Source organism: Xanthobacter autotrophicus (assembly GCF_005871085.1).
GTDB classification, from domain to species: domain Bacteria; phylum Pseudomonadota; class Alphaproteobacteria; order Rhizobiales; family Xanthobacteraceae; genus Xanthobacter; species Xanthobacter autotrophicus.
This window is the reverse complement of the sequence record NZ_VAUP01000035.1, coordinates 114123-139833: the sequence shown is the minus strand read 5'-3', so window position 1 is coordinate 139833 and position 25711 is coordinate 114123. Positions and strand designations below refer to the sequence as shown.

At 68.3% G+C, this 25711-nt stretch carries 26 protein-coding genes; 12 read left to right on the top strand and 14 right to left on the bottom strand.

Features of this window, described 5'->3' with window-relative positions:
- Positions 1-180 precede the first annotated feature (180 nt).
- From FBQ73_RS16655 to FBQ73_RS16630, 6 genes are all read left to right on the top strand, one after another.
- On the top strand, positions 181-1434 hold the full coding sequence (locus FBQ73_RS16655; RefSeq protein ID WP_138400615.1) for an ABC transporter substrate-binding protein: 1254 nt from the start codon (positions 181-183) through the stop codon (positions 1432-1434).
- Between the two features lie 125 nt (positions 1435-1559).
- On the top strand, positions 1560-2444 hold the full coding sequence (locus tag FBQ73_RS16650) for a branched-chain amino acid ABC transporter permease (RefSeq protein WP_138400614.1): 885 nt from the start codon (positions 1560-1562) through the stop codon (positions 2442-2444).
- A gap of 17 nt (positions 2445-2461) precedes the next feature.
- The gene (locus FBQ73_RS16645; RefSeq protein WP_138400613.1) at positions 2462-3481 is read left to right on the top strand and encodes a branched-chain amino acid ABC transporter permease; all 1020 of its coding nucleotides are present in this window, start codon (positions 2462-2464) and stop codon (positions 3479-3481) included.
- The gene (locus tag FBQ73_RS16640) at positions 3478-4215 is read left to right on the top strand and encodes an ABC transporter ATP-binding protein (protein ID WP_138400612.1); all 738 of its coding nucleotides are present in this window, start codon (positions 3478-3480) and stop codon (positions 4213-4215) included. The genes FBQ73_RS16645 and FBQ73_RS16640 overlap by 4 nt, the downstream gene beginning before the upstream one ends.
- Positions 4196-4972 carry an ABC transporter ATP-binding protein gene (locus FBQ73_RS16635; protein WP_246089741.1) on the top strand — a complete coding sequence of 259 codons (777 nt, stop codon included), beginning with the start codon at positions 4196-4198 and terminating at the stop codon, positions 4970-4972. The genes FBQ73_RS16640 and FBQ73_RS16635 overlap by 20 nt, the downstream gene beginning before the upstream one ends.
- A 29-nt stretch (positions 4973-5001) precedes the next feature.
- Positions 5002-5706 (top strand): SDR family NAD(P)-dependent oxidoreductase, encoded by a 705-nt coding sequence (locus FBQ73_RS16630; protein ID WP_138400611.1) that lies wholly within the window; start codon positions 5002-5004, stop codon positions 5704-5706.
- A 182-nt stretch (positions 5707-5888) separates the two neighbouring features.
- On the opposite strand, the gene FBQ73_RS16625 is transcribed toward FBQ73_RS16630, so the two are convergent.
- Both FBQ73_RS16625 and FBQ73_RS16620 read right to left on the bottom strand, forming a co-directional pair.
- Positions 5889-6599: a GntR family transcriptional regulator gene (locus FBQ73_RS16625; protein ID WP_138400610.1), complete on the bottom strand. Its 711-nt coding sequence runs from the start codon at positions 6597-6599 to the stop codon at positions 5889-5891.
- A gap of 40 nt (positions 6600-6639) precedes the next feature.
- Positions 6640-7785: a glycerol dehydrogenase gene (locus FBQ73_RS16620; RefSeq protein ID WP_138400609.1), complete on the bottom strand. Its 1146-nt coding sequence runs from the start codon at positions 7783-7785 to the stop codon at positions 6640-6642.
- Between the two features lie 163 nt (positions 7786-7948).
- Between FBQ73_RS16620 and FBQ73_RS16615 the strand changes: the two genes are divergently transcribed.
- Positions 7949-8491, top strand: a complete 543-nt coding sequence (locus tag FBQ73_RS16615; protein WP_138400608.1) for a GNAT family N-acetyltransferase — start codon at positions 7949-7951, stop codon at positions 8489-8491.
- Here FBQ73_RS16615 and argB read toward each other — a convergent pair.
- Complete coding sequence (gene argB / locus FBQ73_RS16610; protein ID WP_138400607.1) at positions 8481-9374, bottom strand: acetylglutamate kinase; 894 nt, start codon at positions 9372-9374, stop codon at positions 8481-8483. The two genes, FBQ73_RS16615 and argB, sit on opposite strands and share 11 nt — an antisense overlap.
- Before the next feature lie 613 nt (positions 9375-9987).
- Between argB and FBQ73_RS16605 the strand changes: the two genes are divergently transcribed.
- Together FBQ73_RS16605 and FBQ73_RS16600 are read left to right on the top strand one after the other, a co-directional pair.
- Entirely contained in the window at positions 9988-11607 is a 1620-nt protein-coding gene (locus FBQ73_RS16605; protein ID WP_138400606.1) for a hypothetical protein, read from the top strand.
- A 74-nt stretch (positions 11608-11681) separates the two neighbouring features.
- Positions 11682-12815 carry an alpha-D-ribose 1-methylphosphonate 5-triphosphate diphosphatase gene (locus FBQ73_RS16600; protein WP_138400605.1) on the top strand — a complete coding sequence of 378 codons (1134 nt, stop codon included), beginning with the start codon at positions 11682-11684 and terminating at the stop codon, positions 12813-12815.
- 16 nt (positions 12816-12831) lie between these two features.
- Here FBQ73_RS16600 and FBQ73_RS16595 read toward each other — a convergent pair whose 3' ends face one another.
- Complete coding sequence (locus tag FBQ73_RS16595) at positions 12832-13896, bottom strand: DUF2125 domain-containing protein (protein WP_138400604.1); 1065 nt, start codon at positions 13894-13896, stop codon at positions 12832-12834.
- A 269-nt stretch (positions 13897-14165) separates the two neighbouring features.
- Between FBQ73_RS16595 and FBQ73_RS16590 the strand changes: the two genes are divergently transcribed.
- Complete coding sequence (locus tag FBQ73_RS16590) at positions 14166-14813, top strand: gamma-glutamylcyclotransferase (RefSeq protein ID WP_138400603.1); 648 nt, start codon at positions 14166-14168, stop codon at positions 14811-14813.
- A gap of 279 nt (positions 14814-15092) precedes the next feature.
- Here the strand turns inward: FBQ73_RS16590 and FBQ73_RS16585 are convergent, their stop codons facing one another.
- From FBQ73_RS16585 to ftsE, 5 genes are all read right to left on the bottom strand, one after another.
- Complete coding sequence (locus FBQ73_RS16585; protein ID WP_138400602.1) at positions 15093-15494, bottom strand: hypothetical protein; 402 nt, start codon at positions 15492-15494, stop codon at positions 15093-15095.
- A gap of 33 nt (positions 15495-15527) precedes the next feature.
- Positions 15528-16349, bottom strand: coding sequence for a lysophospholipid acyltransferase family protein (locus FBQ73_RS16580; RefSeq protein WP_210236800.1), 822 nt, complete (start codon positions 16347-16349; stop codon positions 15528-15530).
- Positions 16350-16484: 135 nt separating this feature from the next.
- Positions 16485-17354, bottom strand: a complete 870-nt coding sequence (locus FBQ73_RS16575) for a YdcF family protein (protein ID WP_138400601.1) — start codon at positions 17352-17354, stop codon at positions 16485-16487.
- A 34-nt stretch (positions 17355-17388) separates the two neighbouring features.
- Positions 17389-18402 carry a cell division protein FtsX gene (locus tag FBQ73_RS16570; RefSeq protein ID WP_138400600.1) on the bottom strand — a complete coding sequence of 338 codons (1014 nt, stop codon included), beginning with the start codon at positions 18400-18402 and terminating at the stop codon, positions 17389-17391.
- Complete coding sequence (gene ftsE / locus FBQ73_RS16565; protein WP_041574975.1) at positions 18389-19048, bottom strand: cell division ATP-binding protein FtsE; 660 nt, start codon at positions 19046-19048, stop codon at positions 18389-18391. The genes FBQ73_RS16570 and ftsE overlap by 14 nt, the downstream gene beginning before the upstream one ends.
- Positions 19049-19315: 267 nt before the next feature.
- Between ftsE and hpt the strand changes: the two genes are divergently transcribed.
- On the top strand, positions 19316-19852 hold the full coding sequence (gene hpt, locus FBQ73_RS16560; RefSeq protein WP_138400599.1) for a hypoxanthine phosphoribosyltransferase: 537 nt from the start codon (positions 19316-19318) through the stop codon (positions 19850-19852).
- Positions 19853-20021: 169 nt separating this feature from the next.
- Here the strand turns inward: hpt and FBQ73_RS16555 are convergent, their stop codons facing one another.
- The 5 genes from FBQ73_RS16555 to FBQ73_RS16535 form a co-directional block, all read right to left on the bottom strand.
- Positions 20022-20657 (bottom strand): hypothetical protein, encoded by a 636-nt coding sequence (locus FBQ73_RS16555; RefSeq protein ID WP_342780538.1) that lies wholly within the window; start codon positions 20655-20657, stop codon positions 20022-20024.
- A complete protein-coding gene (locus FBQ73_RS16550) occupies positions 20657-21529 on the bottom strand; it encodes an ABC transporter permease (RefSeq protein ID WP_138400597.1) in 873 nt (290 codons plus the stop codon). The genes FBQ73_RS16555 and FBQ73_RS16550 overlap by 1 nt, the downstream gene beginning before the upstream one ends.
- Positions 21530-21539: 10 nt before the next feature.
- Positions 21540-22340: an ABC transporter ATP-binding protein gene (locus tag FBQ73_RS16545; RefSeq protein WP_138400596.1), complete on the bottom strand. Its 801-nt coding sequence runs from the start codon at positions 22338-22340 to the stop codon at positions 21540-21542.
- A 317-nt stretch (positions 22341-22657) separates the two neighbouring features.
- Positions 22658-23644: a YVTN family beta-propeller repeat protein gene (locus FBQ73_RS16540; RefSeq protein ID WP_138400595.1), complete on the bottom strand. Its 987-nt coding sequence runs from the start codon at positions 23642-23644 to the stop codon at positions 22658-22660.
- A 55-nt stretch (positions 23645-23699) separates the two neighbouring features.
- Positions 23700-24941 (bottom strand): ABC transporter substrate-binding protein, encoded by a 1242-nt coding sequence (locus tag FBQ73_RS16535; RefSeq protein WP_138400594.1) that lies wholly within the window; start codon positions 24939-24941, stop codon positions 23700-23702.
- A 283-nt stretch (positions 24942-25224) separates the two neighbouring features.
- Here FBQ73_RS16535 and FBQ73_RS16530 point away from each other — a divergent pair, with 283 nt between their 5' ends.
- Positions 25225-25677: a DUF3280 domain-containing protein gene (locus tag FBQ73_RS16530; RefSeq protein ID WP_170218933.1), complete on the top strand. Its 453-nt coding sequence runs from the start codon at positions 25225-25227 to the stop codon at positions 25675-25677.
- Positions 25678-25711 lie beyond the last annotated feature (34 nt).

Below are 25711 nucleotides of genomic sequence, written 5' to 3'. Positions count from 1 at the left end.
GAGGAAGAACACCGTTGCCCCCACCCTACCCTCCCCCGCAAGCGGGAGAGGGTTTCCATCGCGCCCGGTCGCGACAGCGGCACTTAAAGCCGGGGAGCCCTCCGAACAACCCCGCTTGACTCCCCTCACACTAAACATCATATATCATACATACTAATAAGACGACCCGTGGGAGGGAAGATGATCCGGCAGATTCTGGGTGGCACGCTCGCGCTCGCGACGGCGGCCGCCATCGGTCTTGCACCAGCGCAGGCGCAGCCGCAGGACGTGACGGTAGGTTTCGTGCTGCCGCTGTCCGGCGGCTCGGCCACCATCGGCAACCAGACCAAGCTCGGCGCCCAGGTGGCGGCCGAGCAGATCAACGCGGCGGGCGGCATCGCCTCCCTCGGTGGGGCCAAGCTGAAGCTGATCTTCGCCGATAGCCAGTCCAAGCCCGACATCGGCGCCTCCGAGACCGAGCGCCTGATCCAGCGCGAGAACGTCTCGCTGCTGGTGGGCGCCTATAACAGCGCCGTCACCTTCCCCGCCTCGGAAGTGGCCGAGCGCTACAAGACGCCGTGGATCGTCACCGGCGCGGTGAAGGACGAGATCACCGAGCGCGGCTTCAAATATGTGTTCCGCCCCAACAACAAGGCCACCTACGACGCGCGCGAACAACTCGATGCCATGGATCTCCTGAAGAAGGAGACCGGCAAGGGTCCCTCAAGCATCGGCCTGTTCTACGAGGGCACCGACTGGGGCCGCTCTCACGCCGCCAACATCAAGAAGTTCGCCAAGGAGCGCGGCTACACCATCTCTCTCGACGAGAGCTTTCCGCCCAACCAGGTGGACTTCACCGCCCAACTGCTGAAGATCCGCGCGTCGAAGCCCGAGGCGCTCATCGTGGTGGCCTATACGCCGGACCACCTTTTGTTCACCCGCCAGTATTTCGAGAATAAGATCAATATTCCCTACGGCATCCACTCGGTGGGTGGCGGCTCGGAAGACCCATCCTTCTACAAGGCCGTGCCGCAGAAGGCGGTGGATTATCTGTTCGTGCAGGAAGACTGGCAGATCGACCGCCTGAAGACCGACAAGGACCCGCGCGTGTTGGATGCCAACACCCGCTTCAAGGCCCAGGCCGGTTACGACATCAACTCCTACGGCGCCCAGGGCATCTCCAACGTCTATCTCATCAAGGACGTGCTGGAGCGCGCCGCCTCCACCGACCGCGAGAAGATCCGCGACGCGCTGGCGGCCACCGACATCACCTCCGGCATGCCGCTGATCGTGGGCTACCAGCGCATCAAGTTCGATGAGCAGGGCCAGAACACGTTCGGTCACGGGGTGATTTCCGAGAATATCGGCGGCGAGCGCCGCACCATCTGGCCCTCCGCCAACCGCGCTCCCGACACCAAGCCCGTGTGGCCGGTGCCGGACTGGTCGGCCCGCTGAGGCCCGCCCCCCCCGCAGCGCTCCGGGCGCCGGGAAGCCGGCGCCCTTTTCCCTTCTCCCATATCCCCCGTCCCCGATCCCGGACGGCGCCGCGTGCCGCGCGCCGTCCCCACGGAGGTGACCCCATGGATCCCTTGACCCTTTCCTTTGCGGTCATCAACGGACTATTGCTCGGCGGAATCTACGGCGGCGTCGCCCTCGGCCTCAGCCTCATCTTCGGCGTCATGCGCGTCATCAATTTCGCGCACGGCTCGTTCCTGATGCTGGCCATGTATTGCTCGTATCTTCTTTGGGCGAGCCTTGGGGTGCATCCTTATGTGAGCATCCTCGTCACCGTGCCGTTCCTGTTCGGTATCGGTTATGCGGTGCAGAGCGTGGTCATCTCTCCGCTCATCCGGCGAGAGCGGGCGCTGGTGGTGGAGCCGACCAGCGCGCTGCTGCTCACCGCCGGCGTCTACCTCGTGGTGGACAACAGCGTGCTCATGGCGTTCGGGCCGGATGTGCGCTCGGTGACCACCGACATCACCTATGAGTCGATCTTCGTCGCCGGCCTGCCCATCAACATCGCGCGGCTCATCGGCTTTGCCGCCGCGATCCTCGTGGCCTTCGCTTTGTCGTTCTGGCTGAAGCATTCGGACATGGGCCGCGCCATCCGCGCCACGGCGCAGAACCGCGATGCGGCGGCCATGTCCGGCATCAACGTGCCGCTGATCTACAACGTCACCTTCGGCCTCGGCTGCGCCGTGCTGGGCCTGTTCGGGGCGCTGCTGGTGCCGTTCTTCTCCATCACCCCCACCATCGGCCTGTCGTTCGGCATCAAGTCGTTCCTGGTGGTGGTGCTGGGCGGCATCGGCTCCATTCCGGGCTCGATCCTCGGCGGGCTGCTGCTCGGGGTGTTCGAATCGGTGGCCGCCCAGTTCGTCACCGCCACCTCGGCGGCGATCTTCTCCTTCGGCCTGTTCATCGTGATCCTGCTCATGCGGCCCGCGGGCCTCATGGGTCGAGCTTGAGAAGGCACGGGTTCTCCATGCGCGCCTCCTTCACCCTCATCCTGGGCCTGCCGCTGTTCGTGGCAGCTCTGATCCTGCCGTTCGTGGTCGCCGACAGCTATGTGGTCCACTCGGCGGCCATGGTGCTCTATTTCGCCTACATGGCCTCGTCGTGGAACTTCGTCTGCGGCTATGTGGGGCAGGTCTCGCTGGGCCACGCCGCCTTCTCCGGCATCGCCGGCTATGCCAGCGTGCTGCTGTTCACCGGGCTCGGCCTGTCGCCCTGGATCGGCATGATCCTCGGCGGCGTGCTGGCGGCGGCCATCTCGGTTCCGGTGGGCTATGCCACCTTCCGGCTGAAGGGACCCTACTTCACCCTCACCAGCATCGCCTTCGCCGAGATCATGCGCATCTGGCTGGAGAATACGGACGAGTTCCTCGGCATCCCGCTGAAGGGCGCGCAGGGGCTCACGGTTCCGCCGGTGGGGGGCACCAGCCTCCTCGCCTTCCAGTTCGACGGCAAGCTGCCCTATTACTTCATCATCCTCGCCATGCTGGTGGGGGTGATGGCGGCGACCCATGTCATGGAGCGCTCGCGGCTCGGCTTTTACCTGAAAGCCATCCGCGGCAACCGCGACGGCGCCGAGGCGCTGGGCATCGATCCCACCCGCTACTGCCTGACCGCGCTGGCGCTCTCTGCCTTCCTCACCGGGCTGGGCGGGGCCTATTACGCGCAGCTGTTCCGCTACATCAATCCGGAGCGGAACATGGGCATCGACCTGTCCATCGACATGGCAGTGATGACCATCGTGGGCGGGCAGGGCACCATTCTCGGCCCGACGCTGGGCGCCCTGGTGCTGCATCCGGTAGGCGAGATGGTGCGCGCGACCCTGGGCGGCCACGTGCTGGGGCTGCATCTCATCATTTACGGCGTCGTGCTGATGCTGGCGGTGCTGTATTTCCCCAAAGGCATCATCGCCCCGCTCCAGCGCTGGCTCACGCCCGCGCCAAAAACCACCGTCACCGTCGTGACGCCCAAGGAGGTCGAGGGACGATGAGCACCCGCATCCTCGAGGTGGACGGCATCTCCAAGCGCTTCGGCGGCCTGCAGGCGGTCTCGCCGCTCTCCTTCCACATGGAGCCGGGCGAGATCCTCGGCCTGCTCGGCCCCAACGGCGCCGGCAAGACCACCGCCTTCAACATGATCGCCGGGGCGCTGCGCACCGACACCGGCGCCATCCGCTTCAACGGCCGCGACATCGTGGGCCAGAAGCCGTGGGACATCTGCCGCCTCGGCATCGCCCGCACCTTCCAGCTCTCAAAGCCCTTCGGCGGCCTCTCGGTGGTGGAGAACGTGATGGTGGGCGCCTTCGTGCGTACCGCCGCCGAGACGGAAGCCCGCGCCGAGGCCGAGAAGGTGGTGGACTTCCTCGGCCTCTCAGCCAAGGCCTGCACGGATGCGGAGGATCTTACCGCCTTTGACCGGCGCAAGCTGGAGCTGGGGCGGGCGCTCGCCACCGGCCCGCGCCTGCTGCTGATGGACGAGGTGGTGGCCGGCGCCACCCCCACCGAGGCGCAGGAAATGGTGGCACTGGTACGCAAGGTGCGCGACCTCGGCGTCTCCATCCTCATCGTCGAGCATGTGATGAAGGTGATCATGGGCCTGTCGGACCGGGTCATCGTGCTCGACTACGGCAAGCTCATCGCCGACGGACCGCCGCAGCAGGTGGTGAACCAGCCCGACGTGCTGAAGGCCTATTTCGGAGAGCGCTATGTCCAAGTCCATGCTTGAACGGCCCGGGCTTGAGAATATCGCGCTCCAGCGGGGCGGACGGGAGGCGCCCGCCTTGGAGGTGAAGGACCTGTGGTCCGGCTATGGCGAGCAGGACGTGCTGCGCGGCATCGACATCGCGCTCAAGCCCGGCTCCATCGTGGCGCTGATCGGCGCCAACGGGGCCGGCAAGTCCACGCTCCTGCGCACCATTTCTGGCCTCATCCGGCCGCGCCGGGGCGAGATCCGCCTCGGTGGCGAGGTGCTCTCCGGCCTTGCCCCCCATCGGATCGTGGAGCGCGGTTTCGTGCAGTCGCCGGAGGGCAAGCAGTTGTTCCTCGACATGTCCATCCGCGAGAATCTGCTGGTGGGCGCCGCCAACCCGCGCGCCCGGGCGCGGCGGGAGGAGACGCTGGAAGAGGTGTTCGACCTCTTCCCCATCCTGAAGGAGCGGCAGGCGCTCAATGCCTCCACTTTGTCGGGTGGCCAGCAGCAGATGGTGGCGGTGGGCCGCGCGCTCATGGCCCTGCCGCGGGTGCTGGCGCTGGACGAGCCCTCCCTCGGTCTGGCCCCCATCATGGTTGACCGCCTGTTCGAGAGCATCGCCCGCATCCGCGAGCGCAACCTCACCATCCTCATCATCGAGCAGAACGTGTTCCAGGTGCTGGAGATGGCGGACTACGGCTATGTGCTGGAGAATGGCGCTGTCACCCTCTCCGGCACCGGGCCGGACCTGCTCGCGAACGATCATCTCAGGGCGAGCTATCTGGGGCTGTGAGCCTCGCCGCCCCATCGGGAGACACCCACATGACTGCTTTGGAGCGCGTCGCCGTCATCACCGGCGGCGGCACGGGAATCGGCCGCGCGGTGGCCGAGCATCTGCTGGCCGACGGCTACACCGTGGTGGCGGCCGGGCGCGACCGAGATGACGACCTGCCGGCGGCCATCGGCTTCGCCGAACTGGATGTCACCGACGCCAAGGCGGTGGCGACCTTCGCCGCCGGCTTCCCGCGCCTGTCGGCGCTGGTGAACTGCGCCGGCATCATCCTGCACGAGGGCCGGGAGCTGACGCCGGAGGGCTTCGCCAAGGTCATCGACGTGAACCTCAACGGCTCCAACATCACAACGCTGGCCTTCCGCGCGGCGCTGGGCGCGGCGGCCGGGGCGGTGGTGAACACCGCCTCCATGTGGAGCTATTTCGGCTCGGGGCGGAATCCGGCCTATGCGGCCAGCAAGGGCGCCGTCCTCCAGCTCACCCGCTCCCATGCGGTGGGATTCGCGGCCGAGGGCATCCGCGTGAATGCGGTGGCGCCGGGCTGGATCGAGACCCGCCTGTCCGCCGGCGCATTGCAGAACCCCGAGCGGGCCGGGCCCATCATGGCGCGCATCCCCATGCAGCGCTGGGGCAAGCCCTCCGACGTGGCGCAGGTGGTGGGCTTCCTGCTGTCCCCGGCGGCGGCCTATGTGACGGGGGCCATCATTCCGGTGGATGGCGGCTTCGGCATTGCGTGAGGGGGCGGTCGCAGCGCAGGCGCCATCTTGCCGTCATGCCCCGGCTTGACCGGGGCATCCATCGCGCCGTGCGCGCGCTGTGTGAAGGCGGTGACGCGTCCCGGCCGTACCATGGATCCTCCGGTCGAGCCGGAGGATGACGGTGGGTGCGAGACGGATGTCGGCGGTTCCGGTTTGCGCCCTCACTCCGCGGTGAGCGAGGCGAGCTTGCGCTTGCCGGGCGGGGCCTTGGCCTGCTCGTCCAGCCAGTCGGCCATGACGAGGCCCCAGGCGATGTCCTGCTGGATGGCATGCTGCGCCCGCTCCGGATCGCGTGCCTTGAGGGCTTCCAGCACGTCGTAATGGCGGTGGTCCTCGCCGGCGATCTGGCGCGGCGGCAGGGTGGCGTGGAACACGCTGAGCAGCGGCCCCATCAGGGTCCACATGTTCTCCACGATGGATTCGAGCAGCGGCAGCTCGGCGATCTCGATCAGCGCGAAGTGAAAATCACGGTTCTTCAGGCTCGCTTTCTTCGGGTTGGTGGCGGCGGCCTCGATGAACTCGTCCTGGATCTGCTCCAGCCTGCGGATCTGCTTGTCGGTGATGCGCTGGGCGGCGCGGGCGGCGGCGGCGCCCTCCAGCTCCATGCGGATGAGCTGGATTTCCTTCAGCCGCGCGCTGTCGAGCAGCGGCACATGGATGGCGGTGGCGGCCTTCATCTCCAGGGCCTGCTCGCTCACGAGGCGGAAGATGGCCTCGCGCACCGGCGTGATGGAGGTGCCCAGATCAGCCGCCAGCGCGGAGATGCGCAGCCGTTCGCCGGGCTCGAACTGCCCGTCGATCAGCGCCCGGCGGATGCGGCCGTAGACGCGGGCCGAAAGATTTTCCGTCTCGATCTGCCGCAGCTCGGCCATGGCATCCAATGCTTCTGAAGGGACCTTATCGCACCATATATCATATGGTCATGGCCGGCGCGGAGCTCTGCATGATGCTCCCCGCAAGTGCGGTCTCCCGCGTCACGTCCGCGAACTGTCCCGCCTCGATGGCGAGGATGGCGCGCACCACTTCCGCCTCTTCCAGCACCCGGGGGAAGTGCCGGGCGTGGGGCGCCGACAGGGTGAGGCGGGCGATGGTGGACGCTTCCTCATGTGTGGGCGCCGCCCCGGCGAGGGCGACAAGGCTCGTGGGCAGGCCAATGGCGTCGTAGAAGCCGAGGAGATCGGCGAAGAAATCCGCGTCGCGGCCTTCCAGCACCAGTTGCACCAGCACGCCGTAGGCGACTTCGAGCCCATGCAGTGCGCGGGCATATTTCGGCACGGCGGAGAGGCCCCGCGTCATGGAATGGGCGATGGAGAGGCCGCCGCTCTCGAAGCTGAGGCCGCTCATAAGCACGGTAGCCTCCACCACCAGGTCGAGGGCGTCGTCGGCCTCCTTGCGGTCCACGGCGGCGAGCGCCGCCGGGGCATGACCGCGCAGCACGTCGTAGCAGCCACGGGCAAGGATCAGGGCCGAGAAGGCGGGGTCGGCACCGAACACGTTGCGGCCCTTGGCTGCCACGCAGCGCTCCACCTCGAACAGCTTCACCACCGCGTCGCCGATGCCGGCGAGGAACAGCTGGCGCGGAGCCTCGGCGATCACCTGGGTGTCCACCAGCACGAGATCAGGATTGGCGGGCAGCTTTTCCACCGCCAGCAGGCGATGGTCGTCGTCATAGAGCACGTAATTGTGGCTGGTGGGCGCGTCGGTGGAGGCGATGGTGGGGATGGTCGCGACCTTGGCGCCGATGCGGTTGGCCAGCGCCTTGCCCGCATCGATGCACTTGCCGCCGCCCGCCGCCGCCACCAGCGGAGGTGGGGTGTCGCCCAGCGCCGCACTCAGCCGGTCGATCTCCGAGGGCGAGCTTTCCCCGCCGAAGCGCAGGCGGACGAGGTTCACCCCCGCAGCGGTGCATGAGGCCTGAAGGCGGTCGCCGAACAGATCGTCGATGAAGGGATCGATGACCAGCGCGGCGGTGTCGGTGAGGCGCGCCAGCTCGGGACCCAGATGATCCAGCGCGCCCTTGCCCTGCACATAGCGCCGCGGCGCGCCGAACACCTTCATCTGCTCCCTCCATGTCCGGGGCCCGCCCGGTGGGCGTCTGTCCGAACATGATATATCGTGTATGATAATCGCAGATCAAGCGTCTCGGGGGCAAGACGTTCCATTTCGGGCTCGGGTGCGACCGCCCTTTTCAGGGGCGGGCCACCTGCCGTAAAAGGCCGGCATGACCATCCGCCCCGCCACACCTGACGACATCCCCGCCATCGCCGCCATCTATGACGAGGCCGTGCGCACCGGCACCGCCTCGTTCGAGCTGACACCGCCCGGCGTCAGCGAGATGACGCGCCGCCATGCGGCATTGGTGGAGTCGGGCTTTCCCTATCTGGTGATGGAAGAGGGCGGGGTGGTGCTGGGCTATGCCTATGCCAGCGCGTTCCGTCCGCGCATCGCCTATCGCCACACCGTGGAGAATTCCATCTATGTGGCGCCGGCGGCGCAGGGGCGTGGGATCGGCCGCACGCTGCTGGAGGCGCTCATTGCGACGTGCGAGGCCGCAGGCTTCCGCCAGATGGTCGCGGTGATCGGCGACAGTGCCAATGAAGGCTCCATCGGCCTCCACCGCGCCTGCGGCTTCGCCGACATCGGCGTCCTGCCCGCCACCGGCCTGAAGTTCGGCCGGTGGATCGATACGGTACTGATGCAACGCCCCCTCGGGCGGGGCGCCGATGGCGTGCCCGAGGAGGCGGACCTCAGCTTCAGCGGGTGATCAGCGTGCCCGCGCCGTGGTCGGTGAGCAACTCCAGCAGCACCGCGTGGGGCACCTTGCCGTCGAGGATGACGACGCCTTCCACGCCCGCCTCCAGGGCGTAGATGCAGGTCTCCACCTTCGGGATCATGCCGCCGGAAATGGTGCCGTCGGCGATCAAAGCCCGGACCTCGGCGATGGTGAGCTTCGGCAGCAGCTGCTTGTTCTTGTCCAGCACGCCGGGCACGTCGGTGAGCAGCAGGAAGCGCTTGGCCCCCAGCGCGCCGGCGATGGCGCCGGCGAAGGTATCGGCGTTCACATTGTAGGTGCCGCCGTCCACCGCCGCCGCCACCGGGGCCAGCACCGGGATCAGCTCGCGGCCGAGGATCTGGTCGAGCACGGTGGTGTCCACCGTGTCCGGCTCGCCCACGAAGCCGAGGTCCACCACCTGGTCGTTGTCCACCACCACGCGGTTGGCCTTGCGGGCGCGGACCATGTTGCCGTCCTTGCCGCACAGGCCGATGGCCTTGCCGCCGGCCTCGTTGATGAAGCCCACGATCTGCTTGTTGATGGAGCCGGCCAGCACCATCTCGACGATCTCGACCGTCGCCTTGTCGGTGATGCGCAGGCCGGCCGCGAATTCCGACTTGATGCCGAGCTTTGCCAGCATGGCGCCGATCTGCGGGCCGCCGCCGTGCACCACCACCGGGTTCACGCCCGACTGCTCGAGCAGAACGATGTCCTGCGCGAAGGTGCGCGCACCCTCCTCGCCGCTGATGGCGTGGCCGCCGTATTTCACCACGACGATGGCGTCGTCGTAGCGCTGCATGTGGGGCAGCGCCTTGGCCAGAACCTCGGCCTGCAACTGGGCTTCCGACACCGACGCGGAAAGGGGCTCGTTCATGACGGGCTCGCTCATGGTCCTTGGCGCCGGACCCAACAGGCGGAACCTGCCTGATCGGTTGATCCGTCGCCAAATTTAAGAAAGGGAACGCTGACCCGATCAGCTTGCGACGCAGGCCGGCCGGCGCATGCCCAAGAGCCGGCGTGCACCGGCGCGGCGCCGTTCTAGCCGTTTCCCCGGCGCCGTGAAAGGGCAAGGCGGCGAGCGGCGCGCGACCCGGTCTTTCGCTTGACTGCCGCAACGTCAGTCTTTCGCTGCTCGCGGAAAGGTGATCAGAAGCGGCCACCGGCCCAACACATTCGGGAGGTCAACAGCCCCGGCGCGCCAGAGCACGCGCCGATTGGCCCGTATCGCGAGCTGATCGGACGATGCGTTCCCTATCCAGGATTGAGAGGGCGCTTTGCCGGGCCGCCTGTCCGGATCGCGCTCTCGGGGCCGGTCGTGGCATTCGCATTGCGGACGCTGCGACCAGATCGGCCCACAAGGCATTGATCCGGGAAATGAAATCCATCCCGAAACGGGGGCAGGTGTCGAATCAACCCCGGGTGCGGGCCTGCCTTCAGGACGCTGCTGCCTCCCCCTCCAGCCATTCGCCAGAGATCGCACGGCCCACATGACCACGTCCTCGTCACCGTCGCCGCTGATGCCCCACCCCGCTCCCGGCCACCCCGGCCGCGCCGCACCGCCGCGCCTGCCCCATGATCTGCGCGGCCGCTGGATCGCCCTGCTGTTCGTCGCCTGTTTCGCGCTGGTGGCGGTGCCCATCCTGACGCACCCCCTGCCGCCCCTGTCGGACTATGTGAACCATCTCGCGCGCATGCACGTCATCGCCGAGCTGCCCCACGACCCCGACATCGCGCGCTTCTATTTTCTCAAGTGGTCCATCCTTCCGAATGTGATGATGGACCTCATCGTTCCGGTCATCGACCGCGTCACCGACATCTATACCGCCGGCGAGATCTATACCCTGTTGTGCTTCGCCCTCATCGCGGGCGGAACGCTGACGCTTAACAGGGCGCTGTTCGGCATGTGGTCGGCGTTGCCTCTGGTGGCCTTTCCGCTGCTCTACAACGCCATCTTCCTCATCGGGGTAATGAATTATTATTTCGGCATCGGGCTGGCGCTGTTCGCCCTCGCCGCCTGGGCCTTCCTGCGCGACCGGCCGTGGCCGTGGCGCTTCATGGTCTCCACCGTGTTCGTGGTGGCGCTGTTCTTCTGCCACCTGTTCGCTGCGGGGGTCTACGGCGTCGGCCTGCTGGCCTTCGAGTTGGATCGCCTTCGCCAGGGCCGTGGCCGGCCGCTGGGCCCGCGGCTCGCTACCTTCGTGGCCGCGGGCCTGCCCTTCCTGCCCATTGTCCCGCTGTTGATCGCCAGCCCCACCTGGGGCCTCAGCAGCGAGAACATCTGGGAGCCACAGGGCAAGGTCGAAGGCCTCGAAATGGTCGTGAACGTCTATTTCGATTATGTGGCCATCCTGTTGACCGCCGTGGTGGTGGGAGCGGGCATCTGGGCCGCCCGGCACCGCCTGCTCCATGTGCATTCGCTGATGCTGCCGCTGCTTCTGGTGGCTGGCGCGGTCTATCTCGCCATGCCCCGTGTGGTGTTCGCGAGCTATATGGCGGACCAGCGCCTGCCGGTGGCCATCGCCTTCTTCGTGCTCGCCGCGCTGCGGGCGGACCTGCGCCATCGCCTGGCCCGGCGCGGCTTCGCCGTGGTGCTTATCCTGCTGCTGGCGGTGCGGGTGGGCGAGGTTCAGGTGGTGTGGGATCGTCTGTCGCAGTGGACGGTGGCGTTCCGCCAGTCGGTGGAGCAGATCAAGCCCGGCTCCCGCATCCTCGTCGCCTATGCCGACATCAACGGCGGCAACGACCCGCGCGACCTCGGCCTCGTCCACGCCGCCTGCCTCGCCATGATCGAGAAGTCGTCGCTGGTCACCACCGCCTTCGCGGTGAAGGGCAAGCAGATCCTGCGCGTGCACGAGCCCTACCGCAGCCATGTGGACACCGAGGACGGCACCCCGCCCCAGATCGAGCAGCTGCTCGTGACCGAGGAGGAGCCGAGCGCCGACGGCCCGCGCTACTGGGACCTGTGGCCGCAGAATTTCGACTATGTCTACGTGCTCTTCACCGAGCGCGGCGCGCCGAACCCGGACAGCGACCGGCTGAAGCTGGTGTTCGAGGGCGAGCGCTTCCAGCTCTACAAGGTGGTCCCGCCCAGCGCTCCGCCGTCCTGAACCGCAGGGGCGTGCCGTCACCCGGCCGTCACGGTCCGGTGCAAGGCATGCCCCTTTCCGGTACAGAGCCCCCTATGGAAACCGTCTACACCAACGCCCGCCTGATCCTCGACGACGAGGTGATCGACGGCACCCTCACCGTCCGCGACGGCGTCATCGCCGCCGTGGATGCCGGCCGGGCTCAGGCGCCGAGCGCCATCGACTGCGACGGCGACTTCATCGCCCCCGGCATCGTCGACCTGCACACCGATGCGCTGGAAGGCCATTTCGTGCCGCGCCCCAAGGTGTTCTGGCCGGATGCGCGAGCCGCCGCGCTGGCCCATGACGGGCAGACGGTGGCGAGCGGCATCACCACCGTGTTCGACGCCATCTGCGCCGGCGGCTTCGACCAGGCCAAGGCGGAGCGGCGGGACCTGTTCGAGCTGATGCTCGACGCCGTGGAGGATGGCGCCGGCCTGTTCCGCGCCCACCACCTCGTCCACCTGCGCTGCGAGATGACGGATCCGGACCTGCTGGCGCTGGTGGAGCCGGCGCTGGCGCGGTCCACGCTGGCCTTCGCCTCCCTCATGGACCACACGCCCGGCGCCCGGCAGTGGCGCAACGTGGATGTGCTGCGCGGCTTCCTCCTCGGCATCGGCAAGGATGCGGGCGAGGCCGAGCGCGAGATCGCCGAGCGCACCGCGCGCGGCCGCTCCAACGTGGAGCGCAATTTCGCCCCGCTGGTGGAGATGCTGGCGGCCACCGGCATGGTGCGCGCCAGCCACGACGACACCACGGAGGATCACGTGCGGCTCGCCCAGGAGGCCGGCTGCATGGTGAGCGAGTTCCCCACCACCCGGGATGCTGCCGTCGCGGCGCGTGCGGCGGGACTTGCCACCATCGGTGGCGCGCCGAACGTGGTGCGCGGCGGCTCCCACTCCGGCGGCGTCGCCATGGGGGCGCTGGCGGGGGAGGGGCTGGTGGATGCCCTCGCCTCCGACTACGTGCCGGCGAGCCTGCTCCAGGCGGCGGTGCGGCTGCATCTCGCCGATGGCCTGACGCTGCCGCGCGCCATGGCGCTCGTCACCCGCAACCCGGCAGAAATGGCGGATCTGGCCGATCGCGGCCGGCTCGCCGCGGGGCTTCGGGCTGACCTGCTGCGCTTCCGGCTCGTGGACACGACGCCCGTGGTGCGTCAGGTGATGGTGGAGGGCGAGCGGGTGTTCTGAACCGCTCGGGCGCGGTTCAGAACAGAGGCGGCACGATGCCCACCGGGAAGCCGGCGAGCTTGAGCGTGCCGGCGTCGAAGCTCAGCGCGAAGGTGGTGCCCTGGCGTCCTTCCACCGGGCCTTGCTTGCCCACCATGGCGAGGGCGCCGACGATGGGCGAGACCTCGCGCGGGATCACGCCGGCCCGGTCGAGCCCCTTCACCAGATCGTTGAGGCCGGCGAAGCCGAGGTCGAGCTTGCCGTTGAGCCGCCCCTGCGGATCCAGCGAGACGGCGCCGGTGGAGGTCACTGCGAGCTTGGGCGAGGTCACCGCGAAGCGCTCCAGCGTCGCCATTCCCCCGGCGGCCGCCCACGCCCTCAGGCGCTGGGTCACCGGCATGGGGCGCAGGTCCGCCGAAGCGCTGACGGTGCCCTGAAGGGTCATGTCCACCGGTCCGGTGACACCGAGCGCATTGAGCACCGCGCTCTGCCCGTCGCGCATGCCGGAAGCATAGTCCACCCCATCGGGCTTGCCGTCCGCGCCGGGCGCGCGGCGGGCATGGAACTCGAACAGGCGGGCCGTGGCGAGGGACAACGGCTGCGTGCCGGCGGAGCCCGGCTGCTCGATCCGCATGTCGTGGGCCTGCAGCGAGAAGCGCTGCGGCCGCCCGGTGAGGTCGCCGACGCCGCTCATCTGCAACAGCGACCAGTTGGCCGCATAGGCGCTGCCGGTGTTGAGGTCCTCGACCCGTGCCGGGCCGGCGAACTCGGCGACGATGTGGCTGGGCGCCCACACCTGCGCCACCACGTGGGTTGAGACTGCGGTGAAGCGCATGGCGTCGCCGCCGCGCGTCTCCAGCGTCGGGCTCTGGCAGCGCAGTTCGAAGCGGAACGGGAACCCGCCGAGGGTGCGGTCGGAGCAGCCCCAGATACGGCCGAGCTGGGCCTCCCGGCCGATCCAGGCATCAATCTCGCCCTGGGCGCGGTTCGCCGCATAGAACCACAGGCCGCTCCAGATGACGGCGACGATCACCACGAGCGCCAGGGGAATGATGACGAGCCATGGCTTGCGGCGAGGAGGAAGGGCGTCGGTGGCGGTCATGAACGTCCCTGGGAGTGGCGGCCTCCGGGGCCGTCGTGCGGGTCCAGGCCGCGCGAACAGGCTCCGACGGGTGGGCAGGAATTCGGTTTACGCCCGCGAGCTCTGCCGGTTTCGCCCAAAGGCGGACCGGGCGCATGCTTGCGGCGGCAGGTGCTGGCTGTTAGGCGACGGTCTGGCGCTTCTGTCAACGCCCGAGGGCGTCGCGCGGAGCGCAGGCGGGCGCGCGCGGGATGCGCGTTAACCACACGGCTGGAGCGTCGGGCGCATCCATGGCGGACGAGCAAGGGGCGGGCAGGGGCGGCAGTGCGGCGCGGCCGGCGGGCGGGCTGGATCCCCATTCTGGCGATGTCTGGGTGTTCGCCTATGGCTCACTCATGTGGAATCCCGGCTTCGCCTTCGCCGAGCGGTGCGAGGCTCGGCTCACCGGCGCCCACCGGACCCTGTGTGTCTATTCGTTTCACCATCGCGGTACACCGGAACAGCCGGGCCTCGTGCTGGGGCTGGATCTGGGCGGCTCCTGCCGTGGCATCGCCTATCGGGTCGCGGCGGCGGACTGGCCGCAGACCCATGCCTATCTCACCGAGCGGGAGCAGATTTCCGGCGTCTATCGCGAGGTGACGCGCCGCGTCTCCCTCCTGGACGGCTCCGGTCGCGAGGCGCCGGCCGTGGCCTATCTGGTGAACCGCGCCCATCCCCAATACGCGCGGGGGCTGACGTTGCAGGACCAGCTCCACCTGGTGCGGCGCTCCCACGGCAAGTCGGGGCCGAACACGGATTATGTGGTCGCCACCGTGAAGGCGCTGGAAGGCCTTGGCATTCGCGATGCGGCGCTGTCGTTCATCGTCCACCATCTGGCGGGTGGGCATGGCGCTCCGGCCGAGCTGCCGGCGGGCGACGAAGAGGACACGCTGCCCTGAGGGCGGGTTTCATCGGACGGCTGAAGCGCTGCCGGGTTCAGCCGAGCTTGAACGGATGGCGGTCGCCCCGCTCCCGCAGACGGGGAGGGGGGAACGTCTCCCCAATCCTCGCTGGTGGCGTCGCGCAGAACGACCCTCGGCCTGACCCTGCCTCTCCCGCGCGCGCGGGAGAGGGCTCGCACCGTGCCCGGTCGCAATAGCAGACTTAATCCGAAAGACTCCTTCCGCCGCCATTCCTACTTGACGAACGGCCGATCCACGCGATCACCCTTTTCGTCCTCAGGCGGCGTGGCGGCGGTCGTTGCGGCAGCGGGGCAAGCCGGTGGCGCGGGGGGCCGAAAGGACGGTGCCGCGGTCCATGAGGCGGCGCAGGGTGGGCGCGCCCTCCTCGCCGAAAACGTGGATGTGGATCTCATCCCCATGGGTGCGCAACGCGGCGTTCCGCGCGGCCTCGCCGGCAGGGCCGGCCCACATGGCAATGGCGCCCGCCGGCGTGCGCCGGGTGACCACCGCCAGGGCGTCGGGATAATCGGGCGCGGCGTCGGCAGGATATACGGAGAACACGTGACGCACGCCGCTCTCGTCGCGCCAAAAGCGGTAGCGCGAGCCGAGGCCGTGCTTCAAACCGTTGAGGTTGCCGGCATCCACAAGGGGGACGAGGAGCGAATCAGTTGCGTTCATGAGAACGAAACTAGAACGATATCCGGGCCTCGATCAAGAGTTTTCCACAGGCGGTGGAAAACGGGGATCAGCGGTGGTTCCGGCGGGTCGCCGGATGTCGGCGGGAGCTGCCGTACCCAGGTCATTCAACCCTTCCAGCAGGAGGCGATCGCTGGCCGTTTCGATGTCGTGTTCCAGGCGCGCCATGAAGGTGGCGCGGCTGAGGCCAGGGGGGATCGGCTCCAGCACTTCCACCAGGATGGTGCCGGGCCGCAGGATGAAGGCCCGGCGCGGCCAGCAGAGCCCGGAATTGAGGGCGACGGGCAGGCACGGCACTTTCAGGGTGGAATAGAGGTAGGAGACGCCGAGCTTGTAGTCCGGCGGCGCGCCGGGTGGGCGCCGCGTGCCTTCCGGAAAGATCAGGATCTGCCGGCCCGCGGCCATGTCGGCCTGGGCCCGGCGCGTCATGACCTTGAGCGCGGCCGCGCCGCCCTGGCGGTCGATGGGGATCATGCGCAGCTTCGCGGCGAGCCATCCGAACACGGGGATGCGCATCAGTTCCTGCTTCAGGATGAAGGCGGGGTCGCGGAACAGCGGCAACAGCGCGAACGTCTCCCACGCCGACTGGTGCTTGGCGGCAATCAGCAATGGCCCCTGCGGGATGCGCTCCAGCCCTCGAAACTCGGCGCGGATGCCCACCAGCACCCGCAGCAGCACGCGATTGGTGGCCACCCACAACAACGCGCCGAACCGCCAGAGCACCCGACGCGGCAGAAGCGGGATCAGGGGCATCAGGACGATAAGATAGAGGGTCGTTATCCCGTAGAACGCGACCTGGAAGAGGAGCGAGCGGAAGGCCGTGAGGACGCCGGTCACGAGGGTCTCCAGTCGCTTGGGTCCGTTTCAGCTGAGCCTGCGGGCCGTCGGGCGACGGATGTCGGCGACGGATCTTGCAGGGCGCGGCCACCTGATCGGCGATCCCGCGTCCAAACTCAAGAGCGGAGCGAGCGGTCAGGGTGAAAGACGGGCCTCCGCAGGCCGCAAGGCGGCGCCGGTGGTGGGCAGGGGCCTCGGGTCCAGCTTGAGCGCGGCCGGGGCGACCGTGGCGGGCGGCGCGGGACGCGGAGCCTCTCCAGCGCCGGCCACCGCCTGGGCCGGACGGATCTTCACCGTGGCCATGATGAACTTCAGGTATTCCTTCACCAGCAGCTTGAGGGTGCCGGGATCGCTCCACCAGCTTTCCGGCTGGGTGCGGGTGGTGACCACGGGGTAGGACACCAGATCCACGTCCGGCAGCGCGCGGCCCAACTCCATCATGGCGCGGGGCATGTGCCAGGAGGAGGTGACCACCACCAGCGAGCGGAACCGCTTCTCGCGCGCCCATTCCGCCGCCTCCAGCGCGTTGCCGCGGGTGTTCAGCGCCTTGTGGCCGAGATCGATGCAGCAGCCGAGCAGGTGCTCCACATCCGGCAGGGCGCGGCGCATTTCGTCGGAAGTCGTGGCGGGATTGACGCCGGTGATGAGGAGACGGCGCCCGCGTCCGTCCGCCAGCAGGCCCACCGCATCCACGATGCGCGACGGGCCGCCGGTGAGCACCACGATGGCATCGGCGGAGCGCACCGCCGCCGGCTCGCGGGCGGCGATCTGCGCGGTGAAGGCCAGGAATCCAGCCGCGCCCGCCACGCCGGCGAGGCCCGTCAGCAGCACCAGGGCGACGACGAGCCGGCGCAGAAGGCTGTGCGGGCGGCCCGGGGGGCGCTCCCGCGTGCTCGCCCTTCCTGTCGCGGGCTTGCTCCGCCGCACCGTCCTGCGCTCGGTGTTGGACATGGTCATGGAACCGAGAATGCCGGTGGAATGCGGCGGAGGCGAGGAAAACCGCATTTCATCGGTCCGCCCCGCTCCCGCCGGCCGGATTTCACTGGATCGTCCTCAATGTCCGGTAAACGGTGACGCGGGAGGTAAGGGCGGTTGCCAGCGCCACCACCGCCACCGCCACCGCGATGCCGAGGAAGCCCCACGGGCCGGGATTGAGCCAGCTCACCACCGTGGGCAATTCCGGATCGCCGCCGAGGCCAAGCTGGGGCAGAGCCGCAATGGCGCCGAACAGCGCCGTCGCGGCGAGGCCGCCGATGAGCCCGCCCTGGGTGCCGATCTTCAGGAAATGGCGCTGGAACTGGGCGGCAATGAAGCCGTCCCGCGCGCCGACGAAATGCAGCACCTCCACCACCGCCCGGTTGGTGGCCACCGCCGCGCGGGTGGCGAACACCACCGAGAGCACGGTGGCAAGCCCCACCAGCACCAGCATCACCACGCCGATGAGCATCACCGCGTCGGTCACCGCCACGAGACGCCGCGACCAGCCGCGATGATCGTCCAGGGAGGCGGTGGGGATCTTGTCGGTGAGGGTGCGCTTCAGCCGGGCGAGGTCGGCGGTGCCCGCGCCGTCGAGGCGCAGCACCACCACGCGGGGTACCGGCAGGTCGTTGAGGTCGAGGCCGGAGCCCAGCCACGGCTCCAAGAGGCGGGCGGTCTCCTCGCCGGTGAGGATGTGGGCGTCGGCGATGCCGGGGGTTTTGCGGGCGATGTCGGCGGCGGCCTGCACCTGGGCGTCGGTGGTGGCCTTGTCACCGGCGCGGACCTGGATGGTGACTTCCCGCGTCACATCCGAGCGCCACTGGCTGGCGGTGCCGCGCACAGCGACAGCCGAGCCGATGGTGATGGCGGCGAGGAAGGTCATGATGGCCACCACCGCCACCAGCGCGCGCCCGGCAATGGTGGAGGACGGCACGATGGAGGTGGGCTGGCGCGCCTTTTCGGGCCGGGGCTTGGGGCCGGTTTTTGCCGCGGTTGCCTTGGCCTCCCGTGCCGTATCGCCCGGCACGGCGGAGGCCGGCGTCTTGCCGGCGGAGTGGGCGTCATTCGTAGACATAGAGGCGCCCGTCGGCGATCACGAGGCGGCGGGCGTCGTACTGGTCCATGAGCGCGATGTCATGGGTGGCCAGCAGCACCGACGTGCCGGACTTGTTGAGTTCGATGAACAGGCGCAGCAGCCGGCGGGCAAGGGTGGGGTCCACATTGCCCGTGGGCTCGTCGGCGAGCAGGAATTCCGGTCGGCCGATGAGGGCGCGGGCGATGGCGGCGCGCTGCTTCTCGCCGCCGGAGAGGATGGGCGGCAGCACATGCATGCGGTCGCCGAGGCCGACCCAGCCGAGCAGTTCGGTCACCTCGGCGCGGTAGCTGGCCTCCTCTTTGCCCAGCACACGCAGGGGCAGCGAGACATTCTCGTAGGTGGTGAGGTGATCCAGCAGGCGGAAATCCTGGAACACGATGCCGATGCGCCGGCGCAGCACCGCCACCTCGTCCGGATCGAGGGAGGAGACGTCCCGCCCGAACAGGGTGATGAGACCGCGCGTGGGCTTCAGCGACAGGAACAAGAGGCGCATGAGGGTGGTCTTGCCGGCGCCCGAGGGGCCGGTGAGAAACTGGAACGAATTGGGCTGGATGCCGAAGGACACGTCCTTCAGCACTTCCTGTCCCATCCCGTATCTCAGGCCGACATTCTCGAACCGGACCAACGCCCCTTCCTTCCCGCGAATCGCCAGTGACGCATGAAGCCCCAACATAAACGAAGCGCGGCGCCCCGCCACCGGCCGGGACTGTGGGTGTTGGGGACCCGGACGATGATCCGAGCGTCGCCCCACTCCCGCGCGCGGAGGAGGGCTGCCAGTGCTTCCAGGTACGGGCCTGCCGTCCGCGACAGCCCGCGCCAAGGCGCGCCCCATCGTCCGGGTGGACGCCCCGGTCCATAAGGCCCATGCTCGCGCATCTTGCGACGAGGAACCATGACCCTGCCCAACGTCACCGTTCTCTACGACGAGAACCGCATCGCCGCCCGCAACCACTCCCTCGCGGTCGAGATCGCCGCCACCAATCCGGAGCGCCTGCTCGCCGTCGCGGTGCTGAAGGGCTCCTTCATGTTCGCCGCCGATTTGCTGCGCGCGCTGCATACCTCCGGCCTCGAACCCGAGGTGGAGTTCATGCACGTGTCCTCCTACCGCGAGGCCACGGTCTCCTCCGGCCAGGTGGAGATCCTGCGGGACGTGCAGAGCGACGTGCGCGACCGCGACGTGCTGCTCATCGACGACATCCTCGAATCGGGCCGCACCCTGGCCTTCGCCAAGGACCTGTTGATGGCGCGGGGCGCGCGGCGGGTGCTGGTGTGCGTGCTGCTGGAGAAGCCCGGCAAGCGCGCGGTGCAGATCGATCCCGACTTCGTGGGCTTCACCTGCCCCGACGTGTTCGTGGTCGGCTACGGCATGGACGTGGCCCACGCCTTCCGCCAACTGCCCTTCATCGGGCACATCAAGGGGCTGGGGTAGAGCGTTTTCGAGCGAAGTGGACACCGGTTCGCGTGAAAAAAACGCGTTAACGCCAGGTCTGGAGCGATTTCCGTGAGCCAAGGCGAGCGGAAAGGCTCTGGCCCGCCCGGCGCTTGAGCGGTGCCAAGTTTCAGCCCGGGCGGCGCCGGTCAAGGACCGGGGCCGTCCCTCACCCGCCCTTCATGCGCGCGGCGATGCGCTGGCCGATCTCATAGGCCCGTTGCTCCAGCAGCACCGGCATCTCGCACACATAGGTGAGGGAGCGCGCCCGCTCGTCGAAGATGCGGGCATCCCAGGTCAATTGCTCGTCCAGGGTCTTGGTCTCGGCGCTCTCGGCGGGGACGTTGGTCACTACGGCATTTGCCCTCGCCTGGCTCAGCTTCTCGCCCTCCTCGCGGATGCGGTCGGCGAGGCGCTGCTGGCCGCGGGCATAGCGCGTAATGCCGTGCATGATGCGGCCGCGCTCGGTGTTGATGATCTCGTAGGTGCCCGCCATCACCCGCAGCAGCCTTGTGTTGGCCTCGGGGCCCGCCTCCCGCGCGAACAGCTCCAGCACCACGTCCACCTCGTCCATCGGGGTGCGGCGGGAGGCGATCCTCTGGGCGACGGTGGCAGCCTCCTGATCGTCGGTCCATTTGCCGGCGGTGGCCGGGTCCGGCCCGTTCCACACCTGGGCCAGGTCGATCTCTGGCGCCTTGCGCTGGATGCACGGCCAGTCCGGATCGGCCTTGGGCTGGGCCAGCGCCGGCAGGGAGGCGGCCAGAAGCAGGCCGGCGGCGATGAGGGGGAGCGAAATGGAGCGCATCACGCGGCTTCTCCTTTGGGACCGCCACGCCGCCCCATGATGCCGCGCCCGGGATCATAGGCGACGACGGCGAGGGCGAAGAAGACGATGGTGGTGCCGAGCACGACGGCGAAGGAGACCGGCTCGAACACGCCATAGAGCGCGTTGCGCACCAGCTCCACCGCATGGGTGAAGGGGTTGATGAGGCAGACCAGGTAGAGCGTCTCGCTCGCATCGCGGATCCGCCACAGGGGGTAGAGGGCGGAGGAGGCGAAGAACATGGGGAAGATGACGAAGTTCATCACGCTGGCGAAATTCTCCAGCTGCCGGATCAGCGAGGAGATCACCAGCCCGATGGAGCCCAGCATCAGCCCGGTGAGGATGAAGGCCGGCAGCGCCGCGAGGTACCCCATGGGCGGCATCTCCACCTCCCACAGAAGGGCGATGGCGAGGAACACATAGACCTGCGCCAGCGACACCACCACGCCGGCCACCAGCTTCGACAGCAGCAGATACCAGCGCGGGAACGGGCTGGTGAGCAGCACCCGCATGGAGCCAACCTCCCGGTCGTAGACCATGGAGAGGGAGGATTGCATGCCGTTGAACAGCTGGATCATCACCGCGAGGCCCGGCGTCACATAGACCTCGTAGAGCACATAGGTCTCGTAGGGCGGGATGATGGACACGCCCAGCACGCTGCGGAAGCCGGCGGCGAAGATGAACAGCCACACCAAAGGCCGCACCAGAGCGGAGAGGAAACGCTCCTTCTGCTGCACGAAGCGCAGCAGCTCGCGGTTCACGATGCCGCCAAGGCATACCGCGTGGCCAGCCAAGCCGAGCGGGCGGGCGACGGGCGGGGCGAGGACGCGTGGCGGCAATACGGTGTCGCTCATGCTGCCGTCCTCATGCGGCATCCTCGGCGCGGGCGGCGGTCATGGCGCGGAAGGCGGCTTCCAGCGATGCCGTGGCGCCTTCGGGGACCGGCGTCTCCTCCTTGGGGCGGACAGGCGCGAGATGGCCGCCGGCCACTTCTCCGGCGGTGCCATGGGCGATGATGCGGCCCTTGTCGAGCACGTAGATGTCGTCCTCCGGGCGTACCTCGTCGAAGATGTGGGTGGCCCACAGCACCGCGAGGCCTTCCTCGGCCACCAGCCGGCGCACGATGTCCACGATGGCGGCGCGGGAAGCAAGGTCGAGGCCCACCGTTGCCTCGTCCAGCAGCAGTAGCCGGGGTCGGTGGATGAGGGCGCGGGCGATCTCCACCCGCCGCGCCTGCCCGCCGGAAAGGGTGCGCACCTTCTCGTTCAGGCGGTCGGCAAGGCTCACCAGATGCAGCAGCGCCGAGATGCGCGCCTTCAGCGGCCGGCCGGAAAGGCCGTGCAGGGCGCCGTGATAGGCAAGGTTCTGGTTGACAGTGAGGTCGAGGTCCAGCGTTCGGTTCTGGAACACCACCCCCAGCTCCGCCAGCGCGGCGGAGGGGCTGGTGGCGATGTCGCGGCCGAAGATGCGCACGGCGCCTTCGCGGGTGCTGTAAAGCCGCGTCGCCAGCGAGAACAAGGTCGTCTTGCCCGCGCCATTGGGTCCGAGCAGCGCCACGAAGCGCCCCGCCGGGACGGTCAGGGACACGTCGTCGAGGGCGCGCCTCGGGCCGAAGGCGTGGCTGACCGCGCGGATTTCCAGCGCCGGCGCTTCCTGATGGTTCATGCCGCCTCTCCGGGGCCATGCGAAGACAGGAACGCCTGAACATATGCCAGCGTCCGCATCCCCAATCCGGCCGTCATGCCCGGCCTTGTGCCCGAAGGCGGCGTTGCCGACTTCGGCTTCGGTGAGCCGGAACTCGGGAACACCCGAGTTCCGGGCATCCACGCCGAGCCGCCAGTACTGCGCTTCGGGAGGTCGCGCCTGGCCGATCCGCGTGGATGGCCGGCACAAGGCCGGCCATGACGATGGCTTTGAATCGTTTGTCTGGTGACCATTCGGCTGGCCGCGTCCATGCTGAGGCCGTCATGCAAGACTGCCACCTATTGGGGCGAGACCACAACGCCCCACGGGGCACCGCCGACCTTGATGGATTTCACCACCTTCAGATCGGGCACGTCGACGACGGACACGTCGTTGGAATTGCCGTTGGTGGTGAACAGCAGCTTCTCGTCGGGGGTGAAGGCGAGCTGCCACACCCGCTGGCCCACCAGGAGATATTTCTCCACCTCGAAGGTCTCGGCATTCACCACCGCCACCCGGTTGGCCGGGCCGAGCGCCACGAAGGCGCGCTTGCCGTCCTTGGTGATGCGGATGCCCACCGGCTGGATGGATTCCCTGGACACGCCGGGGATCTTGAAATCGATCTTCCTGATGATCTGGCGGGTCTGCGGATCGATCACCGAGACCGTGCCGCCCACTTCCGCCGACACCCACAGGCGCTTGCCGTCGGCGGTGAATTCGGCGAAGCGCGGGCGCGCGTCCACCAGCACGTTGCCGATGATCTTGTTGGTCTTGGTGTCGATGAAATGGGCCATGTTGGTGGTTTCGGAGGTGGCCACCAGCGTGTTCCCGTCCGGACTCACCGCCATGCCCTCCGGCTCGGTGCCCACCGGCACCTGGGCGATCACCTTGTTGGCCTCCACGTCGAGCACGGTGACCTGGTTGTCGTCCTCGTTGGCGATATAGAGCGGGTTGCCGGTGGGATGCAGGGCGAACAGCTCGGGATCGGGGCCGGACTTCAGCTTGCGCAGGATCTTCAGGGTCGCGGGGTCGATCACCTGCACCGCGTGGTCGTCGCTGGCGCAGACATAGACCGCCTTGCCGTCCGGGCTCATGGTGATGCCGCGCGGGCGCCGGCCCACCTTCACCGTCTGCTTCACCTCCAGCGTGGTGGAATCGATCACGCTGATGGAATTGCCCTTCTCGTTGGACACATAGACCGTGTAGGCGGACGCGACATCGGCGCCGAGCAGCGCGGCGGCGCCGGCCAGCAGCGCGGCGAGCCGGCGAGGACGAAGAAGGGTCATCAAGCGTGTCCTCCCGGACGATGGCGCTTTTCGCGCTTTGTCATGTCAGGCCGCGTCATTTCAGGCGGCATCTGGATTCGCCCTCGTCGATGCCGAGGGTATCGAGGGGGGTGCGCTGGTGCAGGAAGCCGTCTTCCGGCGCCATGGAGACGATATCGAGGGGCTGGGCGATGAGCAGCGGCTGGCGCAATTGCTGGTCCCACGGCCGGATGCTCACTGGCACGCCCTTGAAGGCGGCAAGGCTGAAATCGGGCGTGCGCATGAATTTGGCAAGCGTCGCCGGATCCGCGCTTTTGGTGCGGGTCGTGGCCTCGCCGATCATGCGCGCGGCGACCCAGGCCTGGTAGTCCACCGGGCGCATGGTGCGGGAGGCCGAGCGCAGGAAGCGGCTCTGCAATTGCGCCGAGCCGTAGGCGTCCTGCGCCGGATGCCAGGTGGCGGCGGTGAGGCCCTGCGTGCCCACCACGAGACGCGGTTCGTAGGTGCGGAACGCGATGTAGGTGCCGAAATCATTGGCCTCGTCCGCCACCACGATCACATCCGCGTCCACGCCCCGGCTGAACACGAGGGCGTCGGAACGGGTGATGCTGTCGGAGCGCTCGCGCCCCAGCGGGCCGAAGGTCCAGGGCTTGTCGGCGACGATCTTCACGCCGAACTTCTTGGCCGAGCGGCGCAGCGCCTCGGCATAGAGCAGGTCCGCCGGCTGCGGGCCGGTGATGAGGAACAGTTTGGTCCAGCGCTTGCTGGCGAGGAACTGCACCAAGGCATCGGTGAGCATGGCGCGGCTCGGCGCCACATGGAACACGTTGGCCCGGCAATCCTGCGCGCGCAGGGCATCGTCGGTCGCGCCCACGTTGAAGATCACGGCATCCTTGTCCTTCACCGCGTCGGCCACCTTGAGAAGCTCGGCGTCGGGCAGGTTCACGATGAGGAGGCGGGTGCCGTTCGCCGCCAGCGTGCGCGCGGCTTGCGCCGGGTCCTCGTCCTCGCCGAGGGTGGTGGTCTCAAGGGCGAAGCTCTGGCCGGTGAAAAGACCGGTGGTGGTATTGTCCTTCACCGCGAGTTCCGCGCCGGCCACGGCCTCGTCTTCCGGCACCGCCAGGAGATCATAGAGCGGGGGCGGCGGCACCGCGCGGGTGATGAGGCCGATGCGGACCTCCAGCGGCTTTGCCTCGGCGGGAGGATTGGTCTCGGCAGCAACCGCGGCCGGCTGCTGCGCCTGCGCCAGACCGAGGCACGGCGGCGCCGCCGCGAGCAGCGCGGCCGGGAGCAGCAGGCGAACAACGCGCGTCAGCATGGGGCCAAAATCAACATCGGTTCAGCAGGGGCCGGGGCGATCACCATCCGAAGACGCGAAGATCTAGACACCATCGTCAGAGGGGCGCAACCGAATAGATCTAAGAAAACAATAAGATGTTCCCGGCTTGCCACGCGCGGTGCGGCTGTGACACCCTCAGGGTGAAAAGGTTGACGCCATGTGGTGTGCTTGCGAGCTTCTTCAATCCGCCCGGCGTGTCGGCGCGGGCCTTGCCGTTGCGTTGGCTTTCGCTCTCGCCTGCGGGTCGGCGGCTGCGGCCGGCGTGCCCACGGCCGTGTTCGGCTTTGAATTCTTCGACGACACCCTCGACACCCGCCCCGAGGTGCGGGCCGAGCAGGCGGCGCGCCTGAAACTGGTGAATGCGGAACTGGCCCGGCTCATCGCCGAATCCGGCGAGATGGCGCCCGTGGACCTTCAGGGCGAGGCCGCCCGCATCGCCGAGCTTGCGCCGCTGCACAAGTGCAATGGCTGCGAGGAGGAAATCGCCGGCGCCGCCGGTGCCCGGCTCGAAGTCATCGGCATGGTGCGCAAGATTTCCAACCTCATCCTCACCCTGTCGCTCGAGGTGAAGGAGGTGGGCGGGTCGGAAAAGCTGGTGCGGGCCGGTCAGGTGGACCTGCGCGGCAATACCGACGAAACTTGGCTGCGCGGGGTGCGCTATCTGATGAAGAACCGCATCCTGGCTCCCGGACAGCCGCCCCTCGACCCCAGATAGCACCGCCATTGCGGGTGCGCCTTTGCCCAAGACT